This is a genomic window from Mycobacterium sp. 852013-50091_SCH5140682, from assembly GCF_001665685.1.
Classification (GTDB): domain Bacteria; phylum Actinomycetota; class Actinomycetes; order Mycobacteriales; family Mycobacteriaceae; genus Mycobacterium.
In genome coordinates this window covers 61,151-84,432 of the sequence record NZ_LZTB01000044.1, presented here as the reverse complement: position 1 = coordinate 84,432, position 23,282 = coordinate 61,151, and the positions used below count along the sequence as shown (strand labels likewise).

Annotated in this window: 25 protein-coding genes and 1 tRNA gene; 18 read left to right on the top strand and 8 right to left on the bottom strand. The window is 66.6% G+C overall.

Annotated elements, in window-relative coordinates; genetic code table 11:
• Positions 1–65: 65 nt before the first annotated feature.
• Together A5784_RS14300 and A5784_RS14295 are read left to right on the top strand one after the other, a co-directional pair.
• Positions 66–296, top strand: coding sequence for a hypothetical protein (locus tag A5784_RS14300; RefSeq protein ID WP_064945556.1), 231 nt, complete (start codon positions 66–68; stop codon positions 294–296).
• A 149-nt stretch (positions 297–445) separates the two neighbouring features.
• Complete coding sequence (locus A5784_RS14295; RefSeq protein ID WP_232006044.1) at positions 446–859, top strand: GNAT family N-acetyltransferase; 414 nt, start codon at positions 446–448, stop codon at positions 857–859.
• Here the strand turns inward: A5784_RS14295 and A5784_RS14290 are convergent.
• Positions 843–1,658 (bottom strand): DNA polymerase beta superfamily protein, encoded by an 816-nt coding sequence (locus A5784_RS14290; RefSeq protein WP_064945554.1) that lies wholly within the window; start codon positions 1,656–1,658, stop codon positions 843–845. The genes A5784_RS14295 and A5784_RS14290 overlap by 17 nt on opposite strands.
• 184 nt (positions 1,659–1,842) lie before the next feature.
• Here A5784_RS14290 and A5784_RS14285 point away from each other — a divergent pair, with 184 nt between their 5' ends.
• Positions 1,843–2,259: a hypothetical protein gene (locus A5784_RS14285; RefSeq protein WP_064945624.1), complete on the top strand. Its 417-nt coding sequence runs from the start codon at positions 1,843–1,845 to the stop codon at positions 2,257–2,259.
• Between the two features lie 114 nt (positions 2,260–2,373).
• Here the strand turns inward: A5784_RS14285 and A5784_RS38305 are convergent, their stop codons facing one another.
• Positions 2,374–2,652: a hypothetical protein gene (locus A5784_RS38305; RefSeq protein WP_156750556.1), complete on the bottom strand. Its 279-nt coding sequence runs from the start codon at positions 2,650–2,652 to the stop codon at positions 2,374–2,376.
• A gap of 496 nt (positions 2,653–3,148) precedes the next feature.
• On the opposite strand from A5784_RS38305, the gene A5784_RS14280 reads away from it, so the two are divergent.
• The 4 genes from A5784_RS14280 (at position 3,149) to A5784_RS14265 (ending at position 7,872) form a co-directional block, all read left to right on the top strand.
• Positions 3,149–3,793, top strand: a complete 645-nt coding sequence (locus tag A5784_RS14280; RefSeq protein ID WP_156750555.1) for an LGFP repeat-containing protein — start codon at positions 3,149–3,151, stop codon at positions 3,791–3,793.
• On the top strand, positions 3,790–6,024 hold the full coding sequence (locus tag A5784_RS14275; RefSeq protein WP_064945552.1) for a serine hydrolase: 2,235 nt from the start codon (positions 3,790–3,792) through the stop codon (positions 6,022–6,024). The genes A5784_RS14280 and A5784_RS14275 overlap by 4 nt, the downstream gene beginning before the upstream one ends.
• Positions 6,025–6,481: 457 nt before the next feature.
• Positions 6,482–7,129, top strand: coding sequence for a type IV toxin-antitoxin system AbiEi family antitoxin domain-containing protein (locus A5784_RS14270; RefSeq protein ID WP_064945551.1), 648 nt, complete (start codon positions 6,482–6,484; stop codon positions 7,127–7,129).
• Positions 7,126–7,872 carry a nucleotidyl transferase AbiEii/AbiGii toxin family protein gene (locus A5784_RS14265; protein ID WP_064945550.1) on the top strand — a complete coding sequence of 249 codons (747 nt, stop codon included), beginning with the start codon at positions 7,126–7,128 and terminating at the stop codon, positions 7,870–7,872. The genes A5784_RS14270 and A5784_RS14265 overlap by 4 nt, the downstream gene beginning before the upstream one ends.
• A 194-nt stretch (positions 7,873–8,066) precedes the next feature.
• Here the strand turns inward: A5784_RS14265 and A5784_RS14260 are convergent.
• From A5784_RS14260 to pgm, 3 genes are all read right to left on the bottom strand, one after another.
• Positions 8,067–8,139 (bottom strand) — tRNA-Ala (locus tag A5784_RS14260).
• Positions 8,140–8,194: 55 nt separating this feature from the next.
• Positions 8,195–9,454, bottom strand: a complete 1,260-nt coding sequence (locus A5784_RS14255; protein WP_064945549.1) for an MFS transporter — start codon at positions 9,452–9,454, stop codon at positions 8,195–8,197.
• Positions 9,451–11,085: a phosphoglucomutase (alpha-D-glucose-1,6-bisphosphate-dependent) gene (pgm, locus tag A5784_RS14250; RefSeq protein WP_064945548.1), complete on the bottom strand. Its 1,635-nt coding sequence runs from the start codon at positions 11,083–11,085 to the stop codon at positions 9,451–9,453. The genes A5784_RS14255 and pgm overlap by 4 nt, the downstream gene beginning before the upstream one ends.
• A gap of 71 nt (positions 11,086–11,156) precedes the next feature.
• On the opposite strand from pgm, the gene crcB (A5784_RS14245) reads away from it, so the two are divergent.
• The 6 genes from crcB (A5784_RS14245) to mbtN are packed head-to-tail and all read left to right on the top strand — an operon-like array spanning position 11,157 to position 16,056.
• Entirely contained in the window at positions 11,157–11,549 is a 393-nt protein-coding gene (gene crcB, locus A5784_RS14245) for a fluoride efflux transporter CrcB (RefSeq protein ID WP_064945547.1), read from the top strand.
• The gene (gene crcB, locus A5784_RS14240) at positions 11,546–11,914 is read left to right on the top strand and encodes a fluoride efflux transporter CrcB (protein WP_082944841.1); all 369 of its coding nucleotides are present in this window, start codon (positions 11,546–11,548) and stop codon (positions 11,912–11,914) included. The genes crcB (A5784_RS14245) and crcB (A5784_RS14240) overlap by 4 nt, the downstream gene beginning before the upstream one ends.
• Entirely contained in the window at positions 11,911–12,990 is a 1,080-nt protein-coding gene (locus tag A5784_RS14235) for a DUF190 domain-containing protein (RefSeq protein ID WP_082944840.1), read from the top strand. The genes crcB (A5784_RS14240) and A5784_RS14235 overlap by 4 nt, the downstream gene beginning before the upstream one ends.
• Complete coding sequence (mbtL, locus tag A5784_RS14230) at positions 12,984–13,313, top strand: mycobactin biosynthesis acyl carrier protein MbtL (protein ID WP_286159428.1); 330 nt, start codon at positions 12,984–12,986, stop codon at positions 13,311–13,313. Before A5784_RS14235 ends, mbtL begins: the two co-directional genes overlap by 7 nt.
• Positions 13,310–14,893, top strand: coding sequence for a long-chain-fatty acid--ACP ligase MbtM (gene mbtM, locus A5784_RS14225; RefSeq protein ID WP_064945545.1), 1,584 nt, complete (start codon positions 13,310–13,312; stop codon positions 14,891–14,893). Before mbtL ends, mbtM begins: the two co-directional genes overlap by 4 nt.
• Positions 14,890–16,056 (top strand): mycobactin biosynthesis acyl-ACP dehydrogenase MbtN, encoded by a 1,167-nt coding sequence (gene mbtN, locus A5784_RS14220; RefSeq protein WP_064945544.1) that lies wholly within the window; start codon positions 14,890–14,892, stop codon positions 16,054–16,056. The genes mbtM and mbtN overlap by 4 nt, the downstream gene beginning before the upstream one ends.
• Before the next feature lie 70 nt (positions 16,057–16,126).
• On the opposite strand, the gene A5784_RS14215 is transcribed toward mbtN, so the two are convergent.
• Complete coding sequence (locus A5784_RS14215) at positions 16,127–16,729, bottom strand: GNAT family N-acetyltransferase (protein WP_064945543.1); 603 nt, start codon at positions 16,727–16,729, stop codon at positions 16,127–16,129.
• Positions 16,730–16,770: 41 nt separating this feature from the next.
• Positions 16,771–17,142, bottom strand: coding sequence for a DUF488 domain-containing protein (locus A5784_RS14210; protein WP_064945542.1), 372 nt, complete (start codon positions 17,140–17,142; stop codon positions 16,771–16,773).
• 19 nt (positions 17,143–17,161) lie between these two features.
• Here A5784_RS14210 and A5784_RS14205 point away from each other — a divergent pair, with 19 nt between their 5' ends.
• A complete protein-coding gene (locus A5784_RS14205) occupies positions 17,162–17,362 on the top strand; it encodes a hypothetical protein (protein WP_064945541.1) in 201 nt (66 codons plus the stop codon).
• A 161-nt stretch (positions 17,363–17,523) separates the two neighbouring features.
• On the opposite strand, the gene A5784_RS14200 is transcribed toward A5784_RS14205, so the two are convergent.
• Positions 17,524–18,270: an IclR family transcriptional regulator gene (locus A5784_RS14200; RefSeq protein ID WP_064945540.1), complete on the bottom strand. Its 747-nt coding sequence runs from the start codon at positions 18,268–18,270 to the stop codon at positions 17,524–17,526.
• A gap of 151 nt (positions 18,271–18,421) precedes the next feature.
• On the opposite strand from A5784_RS14200, the gene A5784_RS14195 reads away from it, so the two are divergent.
• Genes A5784_RS14195 through ptsP form a run of 4 tightly spaced genes read left to right on the top strand, consistent with a single transcriptional unit; the run spans position 18,422 to position 23,217 of the window.
• On the top strand, positions 18,422–19,174 hold the full coding sequence (locus tag A5784_RS14195) for an MIP/aquaporin family protein (RefSeq protein WP_064945539.1): 753 nt from the start codon (positions 18,422–18,424) through the stop codon (positions 19,172–19,174).
• A gap of 11 nt (positions 19,175–19,185) precedes the next feature.
• Positions 19,186–20,184, top strand: a complete 999-nt coding sequence (gene dhaK, locus A5784_RS14190) for a dihydroxyacetone kinase subunit DhaK (RefSeq protein ID WP_064945538.1) — start codon at positions 19,186–19,188, stop codon at positions 20,182–20,184.
• Between the two features lies 1 nt (position 20,185).
• Positions 20,186–20,800: a dihydroxyacetone kinase subunit DhaL gene (dhaL, locus tag A5784_RS14185; RefSeq protein ID WP_064945537.1), complete on the top strand. Its 615-nt coding sequence runs from the start codon at positions 20,186–20,188 to the stop codon at positions 20,798–20,800.
• Entirely contained in the window at positions 20,797–23,217 is a 2,421-nt protein-coding gene (gene ptsP, locus A5784_RS14180; RefSeq protein ID WP_064945536.1) for a phosphoenolpyruvate--protein phosphotransferase, read from the top strand. The genes dhaL and ptsP overlap by 4 nt, the downstream gene beginning before the upstream one ends.
• The last annotated feature ends 65 nt before the right edge of the window (positions 23,218–23,282 follow it).

Sequence of the window (23,282 nt, the reverse complement as noted above, 5' to 3'; positions counted from 1 at the left end):
CTCGAGACGACTCTGATAGGTGCCGAGTTCGGCATCAGAACAACAGCAGAGATTGAGAGAAGACCATGCACATCACCACTGCTCGTATCGTTCCACTGGTCGCCATGGGTGTGGCCGCCGTCGCCATCGCCGCCGCGCCGATCGCCTCTGCCAGCACCCTGCCGACCGGCGCGTCAATCGACCAGAATCCGGGCAACACCGAGATCACCGCCACGCCGGGCGACGCCGCCCAAGAAGCCGCTCAACTGCAGCAGCCCTTCGGCGGGGCGTACGGCGTCCTGCTTTTCCACCACTGAGCCAGCGCGCGCCGACGCCGGCTCAGAGCGGCTTGGTGGTGTCATAGGACGAAGACACGCAAAGAGCGCTCAGCCACACGGAGAACAAGGTGCCCGGGGATTGTCGTCTTCGATCGTCAACCGCAGCCGACGCGGCATTCGTGATCGAGATGGCTCGACATGCTTGTGTCATCGAGGACTGGCCACTACCAGATCCCGATGACAACGATGTTCGAGAGCTCCTACCTGCTGGCGACAGCATCGTGATACTCGCCGTGGATTCGGCGGGTATCGACATCGGCGCGGTGTGGGCTTTCCAGCACGAGCCACCGCTCGTGCGTGACGCTGACGCTCAAGCCATGCCGGAGATCGCCATCGCCGTTTCGCCCTCTCACCGCGGGGCAGGCGTTGGCAGCGCGCTGCTCGATGAGTTGCTCCGGCGTGCGAGCGGCAGGTATGCGGCGCTGAGCCTGAACGTACATCAACGCAATCCGGCTCGACATCTCTATGAGCGCAAGAGATTTCGATCCGTGGGTCAAGGCCGCGGCCCGCTTGGCATCGCGATGGTCAGCCAGTTCCTCTAGCGTTGTCGTCCGCGTCGGTATCCCACCACCGTGTGTAGACGCTGACCAGCCAATCGTTCAGCTTGGTGTAATCCGGCCGCTCGGGCAGATCGGCCGTATCGGTGAGCGTGACGAGTTGCGAGCGCAGATCCGCGATGGTGTCGATGACAGTCGGTTGGTCGACCTTGCCGACCCGTAGATCACGCAGCCAGGTCCGGGTCGGTTCGGGCATCGGCAGCGTGATCCGACCGGTGCTGAGCAGTTCGACGCCCTGTACGCCGAGCCGTATCGCGTGATAGGCGAACTTCGTGTCGTACCCGTATACGTCGACCAGTTCCGGGCGATTGGTGCGCTGCGCGCGCAGGCCCAGCATCCGGTCGCGTTGGGCGTCGAGATAACCGATGAACCGCCGCCCGGCGTCGCGCGACAGGAACAGCTCCGGACTAGCCTGCAGTTCTCTTCCCGGCCAAGCAATCTCGACGATTTCCTCGGGTGGCACGAACAACAGCAACAGGACGGTGGGGTTGCCACCGGCAGCCAGCCGAGCCCACTTGCGCAGGCTGTAAATGGTCAGATCGAGATCACCCACACCCGAACGCGCGCCTTCCGGTTGGGTTCGGTACTGGTACTGCTCGAACTGTGCGAGCCCGATCACACAGTCCGGCGGTTCGATGCAGACACCCATTTCGTCGCGGTCGTCTGTGCCGTCGACCGTCACACCATGCAGTCCGGAGCCGACCTGCGTCCGCAGAACCGTGTTGCGTTCGGCGATGTCGCGGTGCCACGGCGTGTTGTGCGGATTGATGTACGGCCCATCCATGTGGTGAGCGTAATGACCGGGTGGAGTCGCCCCAACCGGTTTTTGGCTGCCGCCGCTCTCACCTGGCGGGTGTTTGGCAGTCAGCCGTCCGGGTATGCGGCGTGTGTGGGGGTCAGGGATCGCCGCTGTGCCACACGGCGCGGCGCTCCCGTCATTCAGAAGCACACGCAAGGAGTTCAAACGCATGACCTTGAAGAAAATCGCAGCGCGTGCAGTCACCACAAGCATGCTCGGCATGGCCGGATTGGGCATCGGCGCCGGTCTGGCCCACGCCGATCCGCACGTCCCGATGCCGCCGATACCTCCTGTCCCAGGTCCCGGCATTCCCGGCCCCGGCGTGAACGCCGGAATGCCTGGCAATCCCCTGCCACCGGGGCAGGATTATCTGCCGCCTCCTGGGCATGGTGGACCGATGCCCCAGGACCGCATCCCGTTCGCCTCGGCGCCTGCGTGGGTCACGGTTCCGGTGATCCCACCGATGGGCACCCCTGCGGCCCCGCCGGTTCCGGACTGGGCCACCGGGTTCCCGGTGGTTTGGGATCCTGAGATCGGCGCCTGGGGCGTGTGGGACGCCCAGGCGAGCGCATTCATTCGGCTGTAGGACACCGGATGCGGCTGCCACCCCGTCAGGCCTGGCGGGGTGGCAGTCGGCGTTCGGCGGAAGACGCGATGCCCGCCCCGAATGACGGTCGGAGCGGGCAACCCGGTCTCACGGCTACGCGCAGACCTGCACAAAGCCGAGCGGTCCGGACACGCACGGCGGAGCCCAGCCGCCGTAACCCACGTAGGGCGGAGGCGGTGGCGGGCCCCATCCGGGTCCATCACCCCAGCCGGGACCGCCGCCCCAACCGCCGTGATGCCACGGACCTTGCGACCACTGCACGCCGGGCGTGAGCGGTGCCGCGTTGGCGGTGGCAGAGCCAAGGCCAAGCGCGGATACGCCGAGAGCCCCCGCGATGGCCGCACCTACTGCAACTCTCTTCAGACTCTTCATGAGCACCCCTGTGAAACGCGAATCGAAACTACGGCTCCGGCCTCCCCGACACGGGCCAAAGTCGTTGCTGGGCATGGAAAGCAACGGTCACTTTCCGTTTCGTCCCACCTTCGACGATATCGAGCCAACCTATGTATAGGTTATCGATAGGTTATGAAGACTCGACGCAATGTAGGTACTGCAGCACAACAGAACTCATGAGCTCAAGCGCTGCGGCCTCGGCGACCACTGATCGGGCACGATCAGGCGATCCAGAAGCAGAGCTGAAAACACCTGCGAGACAACGCTTGATCAGCGAGTCCGAATAAGAATTCGGCGCCACGTCGCCACCTGGCGGCATCGTGAGCAACGCGGCGCCTTCGGCGAAAACGTCAGCCCAGGCTCACCCCCTCGTGCGCGACCCAGCACCAGCAGACAAGCGAATCACCAAGCGCGCCAGCGATTCACAGTCGAAGCCTCTGGTGAGGCCAAGATTACTGCACTAAGGTGCCCGCCTGTGGGGTTAATCGACGACAAATATGCGATGCTCGGCGGCGACCACGGCTTCCTCGGCCCGCCGAAAAGCCCGGGAGAAGACTTTGGTCGCGGCCGCCGGCGCAGGTACGCCTTCGGAGAGATTCGCCTCGACCCGACCGCCGACCCGAAAGAAGCATTCGAGGTGCACGGCGCCATTCTCGATCACCTTCGCACAGTCGAGAGCCCGACAGATCCATGGTTTCCCACGTCCGACGAATTGATGACCCGCGACGGGGCCGGGCGCATCTCCTACTTCGACGGGGCTGCCATCGTCTGGCGAAAGGATCTGGGCGCGTTCGCCGTTCAAGGAGCGATCTACAACAAGTGGGTCCGGATCGGCGGCGTCCGATCGGCGGTCGGGTACCCGATCTCCGACGAGCACGCGTCGACCCCGCCGACGCGTCGCAGCACGTTCGAGCACGGGGTCATCGATTGGCCAGGGCACGACTGGCGCGCCTTCGCGGTACACGGCCCGATCTTGGCGGCCTGGCAGTCACCGCAGGGCGCAGCGCTCGGCGGTGTGCTCACCGACGAAACACCTGCCGCGGACGGTAGCCGCTTCAGCAGGTTCCAGCACGGACTCATCCGTTGGACCAAGGCAACCGGGGCGGTGATCGTGCCATGACGGCGATCGACGACAAATTCGCGGCACTGAAAGCGGCCGGTTTCGACCTTGGCCCACCGAAAGGGCCCGAGACCATCTGCCCGGACCGAACCGGGCGGTTCCGGCACTACGACCACGGGTCCATCTACTGGCATCCCAGCACAGGCGCCCACGAGGTGCACGGCGCCATCCACACCAAGTGGGCTTCATTGGGTTGGGAGGAGAGCTGGCTGGGCTATCCGCGCACCGACGAAGGTCCGGCCGGAACAGATGGGCGCATCAGCCACTTTCAGCACGGAGACATCAAGTGGACCCCCACCAGCGGTGCCGTCGACCAGTCATCGGTGGCCTGGGAGGCGTATTGGAACCGGGACGCCGCATTCCACAAGAACAAGACCGCCGCTCTGCGCAAGGACCACCGGATGGTGTCGTTGGCCGTGCAACGGCTGTCGTCCAACAGTGTCGTGTACGCGGCCGTCTGGATGAAGAGCAGCGACACCGACCAGCACGAGATCCACGGCGTCGATGAGGCCGGGCTGGCGAAATTCCTGGATACCGAAGCCGCTCACGGTCATTCGATCGAGCTGATATCCGCGTCAGGGGATGGCACCGACCGGGTCTGGGCGGCGACCACGCGCCCCGGCGAGCCGCCGCTGATGTGGTTTCCGAGGATGACCGACGGTGCCTCAACCGATCCGGGATCGCTACTGGCGATGAACAAGATCGCCCAGCGCAACGAGGCGGTGCTGACCAGCCTGACACTCTTCGAGAACAGCGGTGCATCCTGGGCGGCCGGCGTGTACCGCCGAGCTCCCGACGCGATCCCGTGGTCGGTCTACGAGACGCACCCGATCGCGCCGGAAGACGACATGGCCAAGCTGCCGATTCAGCTCGCACACGGCGGGCGCGTCGAACTCACCGCGGTGTCCGACGACCAGTGGGCCTCGCTGTACCGAGACGACGACATCGGCCCCGGCGCGTCATTCAGCGGTCTCACCCCGGCGGAGATGGCTTCCAAGGTCGAAAGCCACCGCAAACTCGGCTACCTGCCGCGTCACATCGACATGGGCGGGACGGACGACCATCGGTTCTCCGTCATCTTCAAAAAGCGGATCGACCCACTGCCGCGTCGGCTCGTCATCACCGGCACTCCGGTGCCCGAGCTCACCGTCCTCGACGAGGCGATGGCCGATTACCTCAAGCGCACCGGCATCCGGGCGGCGAATCTGGCGGTGGCTCAGGACCATCGACTGATCTACGCGCGCGCATTCACATGGAGTGCGCAGGGCTATCCCATCGCCCAACCACAGACGAGCTTCCGGATCGGCAGTGAGAGCAAGGTCCTCACGGCGATCCTGATCCGACAACTCATGGAAGACCCGACCACCAGACCTCAATTCGGCGACACCAGCAAAATCGACCACCTGCTGGCGTTGGATCCGCCGCCGGGAATGACGAAGACCAAAGGGTTCGAAGACATCACGGTCCTGGAGCTCATCAAGCACCAGACATCCGTCGCCCGAAACTTCGCCAGTCTCGACCCCGAGGTCGTCGCCGCGTTCGGCAAGTCGCTCCCGGCGCGCAGCAAGCTGGACTTCGCCGCCTTCATGATGTGTCAGCCGTTCGATCCGCCGAAAGGTGGCTATCGCAACACGAACTACCTATTCCTCGGTGCCCTCGTCCAGAAGCTCACCGGCGGTATGTGGTTCGACGCGCTGAAGTCACGCGTCCTCGCGCCGTTGGGACTGACGCTGCCGACACCGTCGGGCTCGACGCTGGCACGTCGGCGGCCGCAGGAGGTGCTGAGCCACGACTGGAACATGGATCTGCCCGCCAGTCTGATGAGTGCGGACCAGCCGCTGGTGCGGTCCGGCTACGGCAACGTGAATCTGGAGGAGGTCGGCGATGCGATCGGCGGGATGGCCTTTCCGTCCTGCGACTTGGTGAAAGTGCTTGCGAGCTTTGCGAAAACCTCCAAGCACCGGCTGCTCAACACGTACACGCCTGCCGACATCATGTTCGCCGGTAACGCCACCGACGGACGCGTCGAGTGGACGCACAACGGCGGATTGAGCAATACCGACGCGCTGATGGCCATCCGTGACGACGGCATCAGCTGGGCCGTCACGTACAACGCCGGCGCGCCGCAGCGGGAGATGCAGCCCGACTATGACGAGCTGATCGACGCCGTCATGGACACGCTGCCCACCCACGACCTCTTCCCGTCGGTGGGCCTCGCGCCGCTGGCGTGACCTGTCAGGCGCGGACCTCACCGAGACTCACACCAGGGACAAATGCATCGCGGAATTTGTCCCTGGTGTGAGTCTCGGTGATCAGGCTCGCCGGCTCGACACCGGAGTGATCTCGCCTGGTGCCCGCGAACGAAAAACGTGGAGGATTTCATGCTGATGTGTCCAGCGTGTGTCAGCGATTCATCGCCTGTCGCAAGACAGTTAGGTCACGGCGGAGCGCGGGCGCGTCCCGCGCTCCAGTTGGTCACGGAGCATCTCGGCGTTCCCTTCGATCTGCGCCTTCGATACCAATGCCCTTCTTGTTCCGACCTCGGCTACGTAGGGCCAGCCGTGGTTTTTCAGGCAGCTGACCCGACAGGGCAAGACTGTTCCGCATCTGCCGGATGCCCCGACGCTTGCCTACCGAGTATGCACTTCGTACTCTACAGAAGTACGATTTGCATACTCAAAGGCGACAATGGCACAAGACCGCAGCACCCCCATACCGACGGAGCTAGCTCAAGTCCCGCTGCGGACAATCCGGCCACGCGATGCCACCGCCGTGTATGCCCATCCCCGAACCCAGCTCGCGCGACTCACCGAACACGGCTTACTTCATCGCCTCGCGGACGGCTACTACGTCGCTGTCCCCCAAGACATGGTGGGCCGGGGATGGATCCCCGGACTCGAAGCCGCCGCTGCTGGAATCGGCGCAACGATTTACGGTGCGGACAACATCGTCGTGATGGGGGTCAGCGCCGCTCGCCTACACGGCGCGATTCCGCGGGCACTCGCCACCGCGATCATCGCGGTGCCACGACAACATCGACCGATCGCAATTTCTGACCGGCAGGCAATCATACGATTCGTCAAGCGCCAGACCAGCGAACTGGACGCAGAACTCATCCGCACCGAGCTGGGGCCGACGTTGGTGACAACACCCGAGCAGACCGTTCTCGATCTGGCTCACCGTCCCGCCCTGGGCGATGCCGAAACTGACGTTCCCGCGGCGGTCGCCGCGCTATACGCACGCAGTGACATGAACCACCTGCGGGCATTGGCAGCCGACCAGCGTCGGCTGGCGTCGCTGCGTCGGGCCGAAGGCTGGGCGCAAGTGGGATCATGAACGTCGACGAACGTGACTCGGTGGCAACACAATTCGGTGTCGCCGCTGAACAAGTTGAACGCGATCACCTGATTTCCCATCTGCTGGCATTTCTGAGCCAACATTTTGCTGACCGAATCCACTTCATCGGCGGGACGGCGCTGGCCCGCACACATCTTCCCGATGGTCGACTCAGTGAGGACATCGATCTGATTGCCCTTGGCGACCGCAAGCAGGTCGCGCAGGACCTGGACGCCTCACTCCCCCGCGCGGTGGCTCGGAGCCATGGGCGGCTCACCGTCGAACCTGCGCTGAGCGCGACCGCGAACACGCTGCCGGTGCTGCTGCGACCCGCGGACGGTCGTCCAGTGCGGCTGCAGCTGCTTTCGTCTCGAGATCGCGTCCTGTGGCCGACTGAACGTCGCGTGCTGGTCCAGCGCTACGCCGATGCCCCACCTGCGGCGCTGCTGGTGCCCACTTTGCCCGCCTTCGTCGCGTCGAAGACTGCGACATGGGCTGACCGGCACGCGCCCCGCGATCTTTGGGACCTGTGGGCCCTCAGCGAGATCGGCGCTATCGATCCGGTTGCGGCCACGCTGTTCCGGCAATACGGCCCCACCAACAAAAACCCCGGGGCGTACCTGTTTCGCAGCGCGCCACCGGACACGGACTGGCAGGCGCAATTAGCTGGTCAGACTCGTCTCACCGTGTCAGCGAAAGACGCTCTCAATGCGGTTCGCACCGCCTGGTGGAATGTTCGCTAGCACCGGACCACCCCTCAACAAGATGCAGCACTCGGATTTCAGCCGGATGCAGGCGGCGGTCGGTGCCGACGTGGTCGCCGCGTAGCACGGCCACGCCGAGCGGATGACCCAGGCTGTCTACGGCCGGGTGACCCGACGTGCCTAGCTAACGAAAAAACCCGCCCCGACCGAGGTCAGAGCGGGTTTTCAAAACGTGGAGCTAAGGGGATTCGAACCCCTGACCCCCACACTGCCAGTGTGGTGCGCTACCAACTGCGCCATAGCCCCGTTTGTCGTGCTCCACGAAGTTACACCACGGCTACCCGCCATTCAAAATCGCTGGTCAAGGCACCTCGCCACCGGCCTCCGGGCCCAGTGCGCGGGCCGGGGTGTGCTCGGCGGCCGGAATATGGCGGGTTTCGGGGGCGAAGATCCAGCCCGTCGCGGCGAGCAGCAGGATGGCTCCGCTGGCCACGAACGCCCAGGAGAACGAGAAATGCTGAGCGATCATGCCCACCAGCAAGGATCCGCCGATCGAGCCGACGTCCGACATCATCTGGAACGTCGCGACCGCGGTGCCGCCACGTGCCTTGCTGCCGATGATGTCGGCCACCGCGGCCTGCTGCGGTGCCGAGAAGATGCCTGTCGAGAACCCCGCGACGAACGCGCTGACGAGAAACAGCGTCAGCCCGTCGGTGAATCCGACCAGCACGGTCGAAATGCCCGCCGCACTCAGCCCGACGATGAGCAGCAGCCGCCGACCCACCCGGTCGGACAAATGCCCGCTGGGGATGACGGCCGAGACGTTGCCGATCGCGAATGTGGCCAGCGCCAGACCGGCGACGCCGGCCCCGCGGTGGAACACCTCGGTGATGAACAACGGCACCAGGGCGATGCGCAACCCGAACGCCGACCATCCGGTGGCGAAATTGGACAGCAGCGCCGCGCGGTACGCCCGATTGCGCAGCGCGGTCCGCACGCCCACCTTGGGGCCGTCGTCGGGTGCGGGCGCCGCGAGCGACGAGTGCCGCAGGCTGATGAACACCACGGCGGCTGCCACCAACAGCGCGCCACCGTAGATCAGGAACGGGACGCTGAGCCCGAGGCCTGCGGTGAGGCTTCCGAGCACCGGCCCGCCGACCGAGCCGACCAGGAAGGCCGAGGAGAACATGCCGGCAACCCGGCCCCGGGCGTCCGGCGGGCTGATCCGGATCATCAGGCCCAGCGCCGAGACGAAGAACATGGTGGAGCCGATACCGCCGAGTGAGCGGAACAGCAGCAGTTGCCAGTAGGTCTGGGCGAACGCGCAGGCGCCTGTGGACAACGCCACGATCAGCAGTCCGTTGACGTAGACCCGCCGCTCCCCCAGCCGCTGGATCAGCAGGCCGCTGGCCGGTGCGAAGGTCAGGCGCATGAGCGCGAACGCGGTGATGACGAAGGTCGCGGCGCTGATGCTGACGCCGAAGTGACGGGCGTAGGCAGGCAGCACCGGCGCCACCACGCCGTAACCGAGCGCGATCACGGCGTTGGCAGCGATCAGAACCCAGACTTCACCGGGCAGCTTCGGTTTGCTTTGACAGTCGGTCTCCGCGACAGAACTCACCCGATAACTGTATTGACCAAGTCCTTGGCGGCCTGCTGGACCTCGGCAAGGTGCTCGGGACCTTTGAAGGATTCGGCGTAGATCTTGTAGACGTCCTCGGTTCCCGACGGGCGCGCGGCAAACCACGCGTTCTCGGTCGTCACCTTCAACCCACCCAGCGGCGCCCCGTTGCCCGGCGCCGCGGTCAGCTTCGCGGTGATCTGCTCACCAGCCAACTCCGTCGCGCTGACCTGCTCAGGCGACAGCTTGCCCAACCGCGCCTTCTGCTCACGGTCAGCCGGCGCATCGATACGCGCATACGTCGGCGCCCCATACCGCTCGGCCAACTCCGCGTACCGCTGCGACGGGGTCTTACCCGTCACCGCCAGGATCTCCGAGGCCAACAGAGCCAAAATGATCCCGTCCTTGTCGGTGGTCCACGTCGACCCGTCGGTGCGCAGGAACGACGCCCCTGCACTTTCCTCGCCACCGAACCCGATCGCCCCGCTGATCAGACCGTCGACGAACCACTTGAAGCCGACCGGAACCTCCACCAGCTTGCGCTCCAACCCGGCGACCACCCGGTCGATGATCGAACTGCTCACCGCGGTCTTGCCGACCGCGGTCGACCCGGGCCAGTTGGGCCGGTGGGTGTAGAGGTAGTCGATGGCCACCGCGAGGTAATGATTCGGGTTGAGCAACCCCCCGTCGGGGGTGACGACACCGTGGCGGTCGGAGTCGGCGTCATTGCCGGTGGCGATCTGGTACTTGTCACGGTTGGCGATCAGGGAGGCCATCGCGTTCGGCGAGCTGCAGTCCATGCGGATCTTGCCGTCGGTGTCCAGCGTCATGAACCGCCAGGTGGCATCCACCAGCGGGTTGACCACGGTCAGATCGAGGTTGTGCCGCTCGGCGATCGCACCCCAATAGTCGACACTGGCCCCACCCAGCGGATCGGCGCCGATGCGGATGCCCTCGGCGCGGATCGCGTGCAGGTCCACCACGTTGGGCAGGTCCGCGACATAGGCGTCGAGGTAGTCATGGCGCTGCGCGGTCTGCAAAGCCCGCGTCAAGGGGATTCGTTTGACCGCGGTGAGGCCCTCGCGCAGGATTTCGTTGGCGCGCTGGGCGATCACACTGGTGGCATCGGTGTCGGCGGGTCCGCCGTTGGGTGGGTTGTACTTGAAGCCGCCGTCGCGGGGCGGGTTGTGCGACGGGGTCACCACGATGCCGTCGGCCAGATCCGCATCCCGGCCGCGGTTGAAGGTCAAGATGGCGTGGCTGACCGCGGGGGTCGGGGTGAACCGATCCGCCGAATCGATCATCGCCACAACGTCATTGGCGGCCAGCACCTCCAATGCCGAGGCCCATGCCGGTTCGGAGAGGGCATGGGTGTCGCGGCCGATGAACAGCGGCCCGGTGGTGCCCTGGGCGGCGCGGTATTCGACGATGGCCTGGGTGGTGGCCAGGATATGCCCTTCGTTGAACGCGGCATCCAGACTCGACCCGCGGTGCCCGGACGTGCCGAACACCACCTGCTGGGCCACATCCTCGGGATCGGGTTGCAACGTGTAATACGCCGTCACCACCTGCGCGACATCGATGATATCCTCAGGTTGCGCCGGTTGTCCGGCACGGGGGTTGGCAGCCATGGTTGACGATTCTGCTACCAGAAGCGCGTCGGTGTCTGCCGGTCGCCGAGTTGCCGCCATACTTTTACTTCATGTTCGGCCATGACCCTCGCGAACTGGCCGCCGTGTTCATCGGCGGCGCGCTGGGCACGGTGGCCCGCGCCGTCTTGGCGATCGCGGCGGCACCGGCGCCCGGCCACTGGCCGTGGCCGACCTTCGTCGTCAACATCGTCGGCGCCTTCATGCTGGGGTACTTCACCACCCGACTGCTGGAACGCCTGCCGGTATCCAGCTACCGGCGTCCGTTGCTGGGCACAGGCGTGTGCGGCGGATTGACAACGTTCTCGACCATGCAAGTGGAAACCGTTCGAATGCTGGAGTCCGGGCGGTGGGGTCTGGCGGCGGGCTACACGGCGGCCAGTCTCGTTCTCGGGTTACTCGCGGTGACGCTGGCCACCGCGCTAACCCGACGGGTCCGCGTGTGACGACCCTGCTGGTGTGGACGGGGGTCGTGCTGCTCGGCGGCCTCGGCGCGGTGTCACGCTTTCTGGTCGACCGGGCGGTCTCGGCCCGGCAAACGCGCGGCTTTCCGTTCGGCACGCTGGTCGTGAACCTCAGTGGCGCATTGCTATTGGGCTTTTTCGGCGGCCTGGCATTGAGCCCGAACGTCGCACTACTGGCGGGCACGGCATACGTCGGGGCGTACACCACGTTCTCCACCTGGATGCTGGAAACGCAGCGGCTGAGCGAAGAACGCCGTCTGTGGCCGGCTGCGGCCAATATCCTGGTCAGTGTGGTTCTCGGCCTGATGATGGCGGGATTGGGGCTGTGGTTGGGAGCTCAGCTGTGAGTGACCCGCACGAGACCGACTACCTCAAGCTCACCGCCTATTTCGCCGAGCGCATGCGGCACGGTCACCGCTTCGCCGCCGACGCCCTGTTCGATCTGTACGGCAGCAACGACGTCGCGACGAGTGTGATGATGCGAGGGATCGCCAGTTTCGGTCCACACCACCACTTACGCAGCGATCAGACGCTGAGCATGTCGGAGGACCCGCCGGTGGCCGTCGCGGCGGTGGATACCGCCGACAAGATCGCGGCGCTCGCCGAGGACACGGTCACGCTGACCACTCGCGGGCTCATCACGCTCGAACGCGCGCAACTGGTCCGGCGCGGTAGTCCGGCGCCGACGATCCCGGAGACAGCCAAGCTGACGGTCTATGTCGGCCGGCATCACCGGGTGGGCGGCGCGCCTGCCTATCGTGCCGTGTGCACCACGTTGCACAGGCACGGTTTCGCCGGGGCCACAGTGCTTCTCGGGGTCGACGGGACGGCGCACGGCCAGCGTCGCCGTGCGCGGTTCTTCAGCAGCAATTCCGATGTTCCGATCATGATCATGGCGATCGGCACGCGCGAACAGGTCTCGGCGGCGCTCGGCGAGCTCGATGACCTGCTGGACGAGCCGTTGCTGACCGTCGAGCGAGCACAGTTGTGTAAGAGCGGTGGCGAGCTGCTGACGCGACCGCCGACCTTGCCCGCGACCGACGCCGAGGGCAGGCCGCTGTGGCAGAAGCTGATGATCCACACGTCGGAGGCCACGCTGCACGACGGGGTGCCGATCCACCGGGCCATCGTGCGCCAGCTCCTTCAGTCCGGCACCAGCCGAGGCGCCACGGTTCTGCGCGGCGTATGGGGATACAGCGGCACCCGGGAACCGCATGGGGACAAGCTCTTTCAGATCGGCCGCCAGGTGCCGGTGACGACGATCGTGATCGACACGTCTGACCGCATCGCCGCAGCCTTCGATACGGTGGACGAGCTGACCAACGGCCACGGCTTGATCAGTGCCGAAATGGTGCCGGCAGCTGTGGTGGTCGACGGGGGCGTCCGGTACGGCAGTACAGATTTGGCTCGGCACCAATACTAAGCACGGGAGGTAAGCCTAGCCTTACCTTAGTCTCGGGTGTACCGTCCCACCCCATGCACCCGACTACGCCTGACGCCGTGAGCGCTGCCCTCATCGAAATCCTGCGCGACGACATGAATGTCGACATCCGGCGCGTGACCCGCGAGTCCCGGCTGATCGACGACGCCGGTCTCGACTCCGTGGCGTTCGCGGTTGGAATGGTCGCGATCGAGGACAAACTCGGTGTTGCGCTCTCCGAACAGGATCTGCTCGGCTGCGACACCGTCGGTGATCTGGAAGCCGCGATTCTGGCGAAACTGCCTGCGGGGCAGAGCGACCAGTGAGCACGCTCGCCACAGCGCTGTCGCACTCGCTGACCACAACCGGCGCCGATCTCGTCGTTTTCGACACCGAAACCCAAACTTGGGCGCGTCATCCGTGGGGCGAGGTCCATGTGCGCGCCGAGAACATCGCCGAACGCATCGGCGAAGACGGTTCGCGCACGGTCGGATTGGTCGGTGAACCGACCGCCGAATTCGTCGCCGCGATTGTGGGGGCCGTTCTGGCCGGCGCAGCACTCTCAATCCTGCCCGGCCCGGTCCGCGGCGCGGACCCCGAGCGCTGGGCGCAGGCAACGCTGGACCGGTTCACCGGCATCGGCGTGGGCACCGTGTTCAGCCACGGCGCCCACCTGGAGCAACTGCGAAAGGCCCCAGCCCAATTCACCCTTCACGACGACGTGACCGTCGCCCACGCTCGGCGTTCAGCCACGTGGCTCCGCCCCCACTCCGGGCCCTCCGACGTCGCGATCCTGCAGGGTACTGCCGGATCCACGGGTACCCCGCGCACCGCGCAGATCTCGTCGGCGGCCGCACTGGCCAACCTGCGCGGCATCAGCGAGCGAATCAGTGTGTCCACCAACGATGTCGGCTGCTCCTGGCTGCCGCTGTACCACGACATGGGCCTGGCGTTCCTGTTGACCAACGCGATCAACGGACTGCAGGCGTGGCAGGCGCCGACGACGGCCTTCGCGGCATCGCCCTTCAGTTGGCTGAACTGGCTCTCGGAGAGCAGGGCCACGTTGACCGCGGCGCCGAACATGGCGTACGGACTGATCGGCAAATACGCGAGCCGTCTGCAAGGCCTCGACCTGTCGCCGCTTCGATTCGCCCTCAACGGCGGCGAGCCCGTCGACTGTGACGGCACCCAGCGGTTCGGCACCGAGATGGTCCGCTTCGGCTTCGACCCCGGAGCCCTGTGCCCGTCTTACGGCCTGGCCGAATCATCGTGTGCGGTATCGATTCCCACTCCCGGCGTCGGTGTCGCAGTCGACGAGATCGCGGTGAAGGCCGGCTCCCGGACCACCACCCAGCGACTCGCCGTCCTCGGCGCGCCGATCCCCGGCATGCAGGTGCGACTGTGCCCCACCGAGGACAACGCGGGCGTCAGCGACCGCGAGGTCGGCGAAATCGAGGTCCGTGGCACTTCGATGATGTCGGGCTACCTGGGCCAGGAGCCCTACCAGCGCGACGCCTGGTTCCCCACCGGCGATCTCGGCTACCTCGTCGACGGTCAGTTGGTGGTGTGCGGACGGGCGAAAGAGTTGATCACCGTCGCCGGCCGCAACATCTTCCCCGCCGAGGTCGAACGAATCGCCGCACAGGTCAAGGGAGTTCGCGAAGGTGCCGTCGTCGCCGTTGGCGCCAACGAACGAGCCTCGCGGCCCGGCCTGGTGATCGCGGCCGAGTTCCGCGGCGGCGACGAATCCGACGCCCGCAGCGAAGTGGTGCAGCGGGTGGCCTCGGAATGCGGCGTCGTACCGGCCGACGTGGTGTTCCTGGCTCCGGGCTCATTACCCAGAACCTCGTCGGGCAAGTTGCGCCGGCTGGAGGTCAAACGCAACCTGGAGATGGCGAGAGCATGACCGTGACCACCCGACCGGCGACCACCACCGTCGAGGAATACCGTGAGTTGCTCGACGAGGCCTTCGACGCGACCGTGACAGCCTGGACCACCGAAGCCGAAGCGACCGAACGTTTTCCGCGTCACCTAATCGAACACCTCGGGCGTTCGGGTGTGTTCGCCGAAAAATGGGGCGACGGTCAACAACCCGACATGGCCAAGCTCTTCGAACTGGCATTCGCGCTGGGCCGCACGGGCTCGGCGGGCATCGGAGTAGGTGTCAGCCTGCACGATTCGGCGATCGCCCTGCTGCGTCGCTTCGGCAAGTCGGACTACCTCCGCGCCATCTGCGAGCAGGCGATCCGCGGCGAAGCGGTGCTGTGCATCGGCGCCTCAGAGGAATCCGGCGGCTCCGACCTGCAGATCGTGGAAACCGAAGTGCGCACGGCCCGAGACGGCTTCGAGGTCAAGGGCATCAAGAAGTTCGTGTCGTTGTCCCCCATCGCCGATCACATCATGGTGGTGGCGCGCAGCGTCGACCATGACCCGACCAGCCGGCACGGCAATGTCGTCGTCATCGCCGTGCCCACCAGCCAGGTCGAAGTGCAGGCCCCGTACCGCAAGGTCGGCGCAGGCCCGCTGGACACCGCGGCCGTCCACATCGACACCTGGGTGCCCGCGGACGCCCTGGTTGCACGGGCGGGAACCGGCTTGGCGGCGATCTCCTGGGGCTTGGCCCACGAACGCATGTCGATCGCCGGGCAGGTGGCTGCGGGAGCCCAACGTGTCATCGGAATCACGTTGGCGCGCATGATGAAACGACGGCAGTTCGGCCACACACTCTACGAACATCAGGCCCTGCGGATGCGCATCGCCGACCTGCAGGCCCGCGTCGACATGCTGCGCTACAGCCTGGTGGGCATCGCAGCGCAGGGCAAGCTCGACATGCGCGCCGCCGCCGCGATCAAGGTCAGCGCCGCGCGGCTGGGGGAAGAAGTGCTCTCCGAGTGCATGCACATCTTCGGCGGCTCGGGCTATCTCGTCGACGAGACACCGCTGGGTGCGTGGTGGCGTGACATGAAGCTGGCCCGCGTCGGTGGCGGCACCGACGAGGTGTTGTGGGAGCTGGTGGCCGCCGCGATGAAGCCGGATTACGACGGCTACGCCGAGTTCGGTCAATCCTGACGTCGCGACCAATGGCCAGTTGCGACACGCATCCGTCGAAAAATCGTGTCACAACTGGCCATTCGGCAGGTCATGGACGCGGTAACGAGTAGAGCGCCATGCGCCGGTTGGACATGTCGTGCTCGCCGAGGAACGTGCACCCCGCCCACTCGCACAGCCTGCGGGCAGCGGCGTTGCGGTGATCCGGGTCGAACATGATGCGCCGGCAGTTCGGTTCGAGCTCGAAGACGCTGGCGACGATGCGGGGCAGCAGGAACGCCGCGAGACCACGGTTGACATACCGCAGGTCGGCGATCGCGGCGTGGATGCCGATGTCGTCGGGTTCGGCGGCGTATCGGGGTGCGATCGAATCCTTCGCGGCGCGATACAGCTCGATATAGCCGATGGGCTCGCCGTTGAAGCTGCCGATGAAGGGGCGGGAGTATTCACCGTCGACCTGCGCCTGCAGATGACGCCGCCAGCGCTCGGGCGGCCAGTCGTATTCCCAGGCCTCAACAAGGTGCGGCCGGTTCATCCATTCGGCCACCATCTCGGCGTCCGCGTCCGGATCGGCCGGCCGGATCGCGTACGGATCGGCCACGATCGGGGTGGGCGGTGCCCCCACGGCCCGTACCGCGTCGGATATGTCGGTCAGTTCGCGCTTGAGGATCGGCGCGTCATCGATCTCGGTCATTTGATCGCCGAGCCTACCTCAGGAAGTGAGGGTAGGTTTACCTACCTTGCGTCGGGCGAGAGCAGCTTGTCCAGCACCACCAGATGACTCAATTCGACCTCGCGGGTCGCCGTCACCAACGTGACGGGGCCCTTGCGCACCATGTCGCGCAGTTCGTCGAGCGCCTCGGCAGCCGGCGAGGTCTCCAACTCCGCGGTGTAGCGAGTGGCGAACTCGTCGAAGCGCTCGGCTTGGTGGTTGTACCAGTGCCGCAGCTCGGTCGACGGCGCAACGTCAGGCATCCAATGCCCGATCCTCGGGTCCGTCTTGCGGATTCCCCGCGGCCATAGCCGGTCCACCAGTACCCGAGTCCCCTCGTCGGGCGCCGGTTCCTCATACACCCGCGCCAACCGGATCTGATGTTTCGCAGCCATCACATGCGATCGTAGGACCATGGATGTCAATCGCGTTGCCGATCTGGTGCGCTGGGAGGAGTCCGGCGCGCACTGGCAGGTGATCGCCCGCACTTCCGACAGCATCACCGTCGCACTGCTGCGCTGCGATGGCGGCGAGGAGGTCGAGCGGTTCACGTCGACCGACCCGCGCCTGCTCGAATTCGTGGGCACCAGGGCGGGTAGCGAGGACTCCCGGTGATCACCGAACCGGGTGCGTGACATGGAAATACCGTTCACGGAGGCGGTTGTGAACCGGTTGGTCCGGCGTTCCGGCCCTCCGGAGATGCCCGAGGAGGCGGTGGACCTCGTCGACGAGGTCGACGAAACCGCGTTGGAGGAAGTCTCGGCACCGCCTGATCGCTATCCGCCGCGGCGGGGCGGCCAGACCGGCGCGCCGAGCTCACGCGAGACGGTGCGTGCGGTATCCCGCAGCGCGTCGACGGCCTCCTGGTCCAACGGCCAGCGCGCCGCGGGGACCACCAGCGCGATCGCGCCCGCGGCCTCACCGGATGCATCGAAAATGGTTGCCGCAACCGAGCATTCCCCGAGCACAGCCTCCTCGGCCTCCGTTGCGATGCCGGTGCCGCGGATCTGGGTGAGTTGGCCGGCGAGCGCGTCGGCGTCGGTGACGGTCTCGCCCGTCATCCCGCGCAGCTCCCCTGACGGGTAGTCCGCCGCGTAGGCCAGCAGCGCCTTGCCCAGTGCGCTGGCATGCGCGGGGATCACGATGCCCACCTCGGGCATCTGCCGGGTGCCGTCGGGACGCGGCTCGTGCGCCACGACCACGACCTCATCGAACAACAACACCCCGGTGCGCACCGCACATCCGGTGCGGCGGGCCAACCCTTCGGTCCAGACCGCGACCCGCGAGCGCAATTCGAGCGTGTCCAGATAGACGTTGCCCATCCGCAACGTCGCGGGGCCCAGTCGGTACCGCCCGGAATCCAGCTCCTGCTGCACCATGCCGTGCGCCAACAACGTGCGCACCAGGCCGTGCACGGTCGACGGTGCGAGCTCGATCGCCGAGGCGATCTCCCCCAGGCTCATCCGCCGACCGCCTTGGAGCACGGTGAGGATGCGAAGGGCGCGATCCACCGCCTGAATCACGTCGACCTCCTCGTGCCGCAGACACTCTTGTGCTCACAGCAGCATAAGCGTATGTTCCAGATCACATTCGATAATGTCGAATGTGATACGAGATAGCCGATTCACAGTCGGCAAGTGGTGTGTCACATCCCAACTCTCTGGAGCGCACGACATGGACGAGCCGTCAATCACTCAAAAACTCGCCGCGGAAGCCTTCGGCACCGCGTTCCTGGTGTTCATCGGCGTGGGTTCGGTGCCCGCGACGATCATCATCAACGGTCACGCGCCGTTCACGATGGCCGATCTCGGCGTCATCTCATTCGCGTTCGCCACGGTCGTCGTCGCGACCGTCTACGCGCTCGGGCACATCTCGGGCAACCACATCAATCCGGCGGTCACCGTCGGTTTGGCCGTCACCGGCCGGTTCCCCTGGTCGCGCGTTCCGGCCTACATCGCCGCACAACTCGTCGGCGCAACCGTCGGGGCCGCGGCGATCCTCGGCGTGCTGGGCACCCGCGCGCGTGACGCCGGCCTGGGCGTCGCCACCTACACCGGCGACATCAGTGCCGTACAGGCATTTTTCGCGGAGTTCGTAGGTACGTTCATACTCGTGTTCACCGTCTTCGGCGTGATACATCGCAAGGCGTCGGCAGGTTTCGCCGGCGTAGCGATCGGCCTGGTTGTATTCGCAGCGATCATCCCGCTGGCACCGACGACGGGTGCGTCGATCAACCCCGCCCGCACCTTCGGCCCCATGCTCATCCAGCAGATCGCAGGCGGCTCGGTGGCCTGGCACCAGTTGCCCGTATATCTCGCCGCCGAATTCCTCGCAGGCGCGCTCGCCGCACTCTCTTACGTCGCGATCTCACGCACCCGCGCCGACACCGCGCAACTCAACGTCCACGCAGCACCAACCGCAGTCTGAGGAGCCGAATTGTGAAGAAACTGATCAACGATCCCGCTGACGTCGTCGCCGAGTCGCTTCGCGGCATGGCCATGGCCCACCCGGAACTGCGTGTCGACCACACCAACCGCATCGTCTACCGCGCTGATGCCCCGGTCGCAGGCAAGGTCGGCCTGATCTCGGGCGGCGGGTCCGGGCACGAGCCGCTGCACGCCGGTTTCGTCGGCCGCGGCATGCTCGACGCCGCCTGTGCCGGTGAGGTTTTTACGTCACCGGTACCCGATCAGATGCTCGAGGCGACCATCACGGTCGACAGTGGCGCAGGCGTGCTGCACATCGTGAAGAACTACACCGGTGACGTGATGAACTTCGAAATGGCCGCCGAACTGGCTGCCGCCGAGGGCATCACGGTCGAGTCGGTCGTTGTCGACGACGACGTCGCGGTGCAGGACAGCACCTTCACCGCGGGGCGGCGCGGCGTCGGCGCCACCGTGCTGGTCGAGAAGATCGCCGGGGCCGCGGCCGACGAGGGCAGGCCGCTGACCGAGGTCGCCGAGGTGGCGCGCCGGGTGAACGCCGCAGCCCGCAGCATGGGCGTCGCCTTGACGTCGGGCACGGTTCCCGCGGTGGGCCACCCCACCTTCGAGCTGTCCGACACCGAGATCGAGCTCGGCATCGGTATCCACGGCGAACCCGGTAGGCAGCGCGTGCCGCTGCAACCCGCCCGGGCCGTCGCCGAACTCTTGGTCGAACCCATCTTGTCCGACCTCGACTTCACCGGCACGGACCCGGTGGTGTTGTTCCTCAACAGCATGGGTGCCACACCGCTGATCGAGTTGTACGTGATGTACGCCGAAGTGGCGGCCATCCTGGAGAAGGCAGGCGTGCAGATCGCGCGCTCACTCGTCGGGCCGTACATCACGAGCCTGGACATGGCGGGCTGCTCGGTCACCCTGCTACGCGCTGACGACGAATTGCTGCGGCTGTGGGACCACCCGGTCAACACACCCGCGTTGCGGAGAGGATGCTGACATGGATCTGGACCGACTCAACGCCTGGGTCCGCGAGTTCGCCCGGCTGATCGGCGAAAATGCCCAGTATCTCAGCGATCTGGATGCCGCGATCGGCGACGCCGACCATGGCATCAACATGGACCGCGGGATGACGGCCGTGGTGGCCGCGCTCGACGAAACACCACCTTCCGACACCGGCGCATTGTGCAAACAGGTCGGCATGACGTTGGTGAAGTCGGTCGGCGGTGCCAGTGGGCCGCTGTACGGCACCTTCTTCCTGCGCATGGCACCGGCGATGGGTGCCGACAGCGCGGATTTCGCCGCGGCGTTGCGCGCCGGCGTCGAAGGCGTCGTCCAGCGGGGACGCGCCGAAGCCGGCGACAAGACGATGTTCGATGCGCTCGCGCCTGCCCTCGACGCCGTCGACGCGGCACTCGCGTCGGGCACCGACCTGCCCAAAGCTCTCGCTGACGCTGCAGCCGCCGCCGAAAAAGGCAGGGACGCCACCGAATCCATGGTGGCCCGCAAAGGGCGGGCCAGTTATCTGGGGCAACGCAGCGTCGGGCATATCGACCCGGGAGCCACGTCGGCAGCATTGTTGATCGGTGCTGCCGCGACGGTGGTGGGCACGTGACCGTCGGGCTCGTCGTCGTCTCACACAGTCGTCCTCTCGCCACGGCTGCCGTCGACTTGGCGCAGGAGATGTTGCACGGCAAGCAAATCCAGATCGAAGTCGCGGCAGGCCTCGACGAGAACACGTTCGGGACCGACGCGGTAGCGATCGTCGACGCCATCGCCGCCGCCGACCACGGCGACGGCGCGGTGGTGCTCATGGATCTCGGAAGTGCCGTGCTCTCCGCCGAACTCGCGCTGGAACTGCTCGACGACGACGTGCGGGAGCGGGTCGTGCTGTGCCCGGCTCCCCTTGTCGAAGGACTGGTCGTGGCCGCGGTCGCAGCGGGCGGCGGAGCCCCGGCCGCCGAGGTCGCCGCCGAAGCCACGGGTGCGCTCGCCGGAAAACTTGCCCAGCTCGGCGGCGGCATCGAACCGGCCACCACCGAGACCGCCGCCGAAGGACTGGCCGCGACGTTCGTCGTGACCAACCCGCACGGCCTGCATGCCAGACCCGCAGCCCGCCTCGTCCAGGAGGTCCGCGGCCGCGACGCCCAGGTGCGCATCCGTAACCCGCGCACCGGTTCGGCGTGGATCGACGCTGCCAGCCTGTCCAAGATCGCCACGCTCGGTGTACGCAGTGGCGACGAGGTCGACATCCGGGTATCCGGCCCCCAAGCCGCAGATGTGCTCGAGCACATCCTTGCGCTGGCCGCCCGGCGCTTCGACGAGACACCGTCCACCCCAGCCCCACCTGAGCCACCCGCGACGGGCCGACCCATCGGCGCCGGGCCGGGGCTGGGCATCGGGCCGGCCTGGTCGGTTCGGGCGGGCACCGTCGAGGTACCCGAACACCCGGGCGAGGATCCGGCGGCCGAATGGCGCAGCCTCACCGCAGCCGTCGACGACGTGCGTACAGCCATCGCGGACGTGCGGGCCCACACCGCCCGTGCCGTGGGCGAAGCCGAGGCGTCGATCTTCGACGCGCACGGACTGCTGCTCGACGATGAAGCGCTCCTCGGCGCGGCGAAGAGCCGAATCGACAACGGTCACAACGCCGCAGCAGCCTGGGCCGCCGCGGTGGCCGAGGTGGCCGATCAGTTCGCCGCCGTCGACGACGCCTACCTGCAGGCGCGGGCCGAGGACGTCCGCGCCGTGGGCGATCAGGTGCTCCGTGCCCTGCTGGGCCATGTTGCACCCACGTCCGCGGCAACCGGCGTGCTGGTGGCCGCCGACCTGACCCCCGCCGAGGCCGCCGAACTCGATCCGACGCAGGTCGCCGCAGTGCTGCTGGCGTTCGGCAGTGCCACGGCACACAACGTGATCCTGTTGCGTGCCAAGGGAATCCCTGCGGTCGTAGGCGCCGGACGGGCCGTGCTGGCCATCGCCGACGGCACCACCGTTGCCGTCGACGGTACGCGCGGGGAATACTTGGTGGATCCACCCGACGATGTCCGCCGGGAGTTCGAAGCCCGGGTCGCCGCAGCCGCGCAGCAGCACCTGCAGGCCGTCACGCGGACGCGGGAGCCTGCCATCACGCGCGACGGTGTCACGGTCAAGGTCGGCGCCAACATCGGCTCGGTCGATGACGCGCGCGCCGCGGCAAGCCAGGGCGCGGACTTCGCGGGCCTGGTCCGCACGGAGTTTCTGTTCCTTGGCCGGGAGCAGGCACCCGACGTGGACGAGCAACTCGCGGTCTACCGCAAGATCGCGGAATCCCTTGAGGGACGCCGGATCACCCTGCGCACCCTCGACGTGGGCGGTGACAAACCATTGGTGTTTCTGCCGACGCCCGCCGAGCCGAACCCCTATCTTGGGGTGCGCGGCATCCGGCTGGCGCTGGCCCACTCGCAGCTGTTGTCCGACCAGTTGGCGGCCATGGCCCGGCTCAGCAGGCACACGCCCGTCAGCATCATGTTCCCGATGGTCAGCACCCTCGACGAACTGTTCTCCGCGCGCCGGTTGCTCGACGACGCGATCCGGCGGGCCGGTCCGCAAGCGTCGGCCGATCTGCAGGTCGGGATGATGGTCGAGGTGCCCGCCGCCGCTCTCAAGGCTGCGGCGTTCGCGCCGCACGTCGACTTCTTCTCGATCGGCACCAACGATCTCACCCAGTACACGATGGCAGCCGATCGCAACAACGACGCCGTCGCGAGCCTCGGGGACGCGTTCGATCCGGGTGTCCTGCAGTTGGTGCGGTCGACGTGTCAAGGCGCGGCGAGACGGGCATCGGTCTCGGTTTGCGGCGAGTTCGCCGCAGACAACCGCGCCGCCGCCCTGCTTCTCGGGCTGGGTGTCGATGCCCTCAGCGTCACTCCCCCGGCCATTCCGGCCACCAAGGACGCTGTGCGCGCAATCGACAGTGCCGAGGCACGGGAACTGGCCGCTGCGGCCCTGTCGGCCGCCGACGCCGCCACGGTGCGGTCGCAGTTCGATTGATCGGGTAGGTCGGCCTGCAGGCGCCATCGGTGCTTGCAGGCGCGGCTGACCACGCGGCCTTAGGA

Coding starts and splice junctions, on each gene's coding strand:
- dhaL (WP_064945537.1), top strand. CDS start 20,186: ATGGATCTGGACCGACTCAACGCCTGGGTCCGCGAGTTCGCCCGGCTG.
- A5784_RS14265 (WP_064945550.1), top strand. CDS start 7,126: ATGAACGTCGACGAACGTGACTCGGTGGCAACACAATTCGGTGTCGCC.
- A5784_RS14205 (WP_064945541.1), top strand. CDS start 17,162: ATGGATGTCAATCGCGTTGCCGATCTGGTGCGCTGGGAGGAGTCCGGC.
- A5784_RS14210 (WP_064945542.1), bottom strand. CDS start 17,142: ATGGCTGCGAAACATCAGATCCGGTTGGCGCGGGTGTATGAGGAACCG.
- A5784_RS14290 (WP_064945554.1), bottom strand. CDS start 1,658: ATGGATGGGCCGTACATCAATCCGCACAACACGCCGTGGCACCGCGAC.
- mbtN (WP_064945544.1), top strand. CDS start 14,890: ATGACCGTGACCACCCGACCGGCGACCACCACCGTCGAGGAATACCGT.
- A5784_RS14285 (WP_064945624.1), top strand. CDS start 1,843: ATGACCTTGAAGAAAATCGCAGCGCGTGCAGTCACCACAAGCATGCTC.
- A5784_RS14270 (WP_064945551.1), top strand. CDS start 6,482: ATGGCACAAGACCGCAGCACCCCCATACCGACGGAGCTAGCTCAAGTC.
- A5784_RS14300 (WP_064945556.1), top strand. CDS start 66: ATGCACATCACCACTGCTCGTATCGTTCCACTGGTCGCCATGGGTGTG.
- crcB (WP_064945547.1), top strand. CDS start 11,157: ATGTTCGGCCATGACCCTCGCGAACTGGCCGCCGTGTTCATCGGCGGC.
- A5784_RS14195 (WP_064945539.1), top strand. CDS start 18,422: ATGGACGAGCCGTCAATCACTCAAAAACTCGCCGCGGAAGCCTTCGGC.
- A5784_RS14275 (WP_064945552.1), top strand. CDS start 3,790: ATGACGGCGATCGACGACAAATTCGCGGCACTGAAAGCGGCCGGTTTC.
- A5784_RS38305 (WP_156750556.1), bottom strand. CDS start 2,652: ATGAAGAGTCTGAAGAGAGTTGCAGTAGGTGCGGCCATCGCGGGGGCT.
- A5784_RS14215 (WP_064945543.1), bottom strand. CDS start 16,729: ATGACCGAGATCGATGACGCGCCGATCCTCAAGCGCGAACTGACCGAC.
- pgm (WP_064945548.1), bottom strand. CDS start 11,085: ATGGCTGCCAACCCCCGTGCCGGACAACCGGCGCAACCTGAGGATATC.
- A5784_RS14295 (WP_232006044.1), top strand. CDS start 446: ATGGCTCGACATGCTTGTGTCATCGAGGACTGGCCACTACCAGATCCC.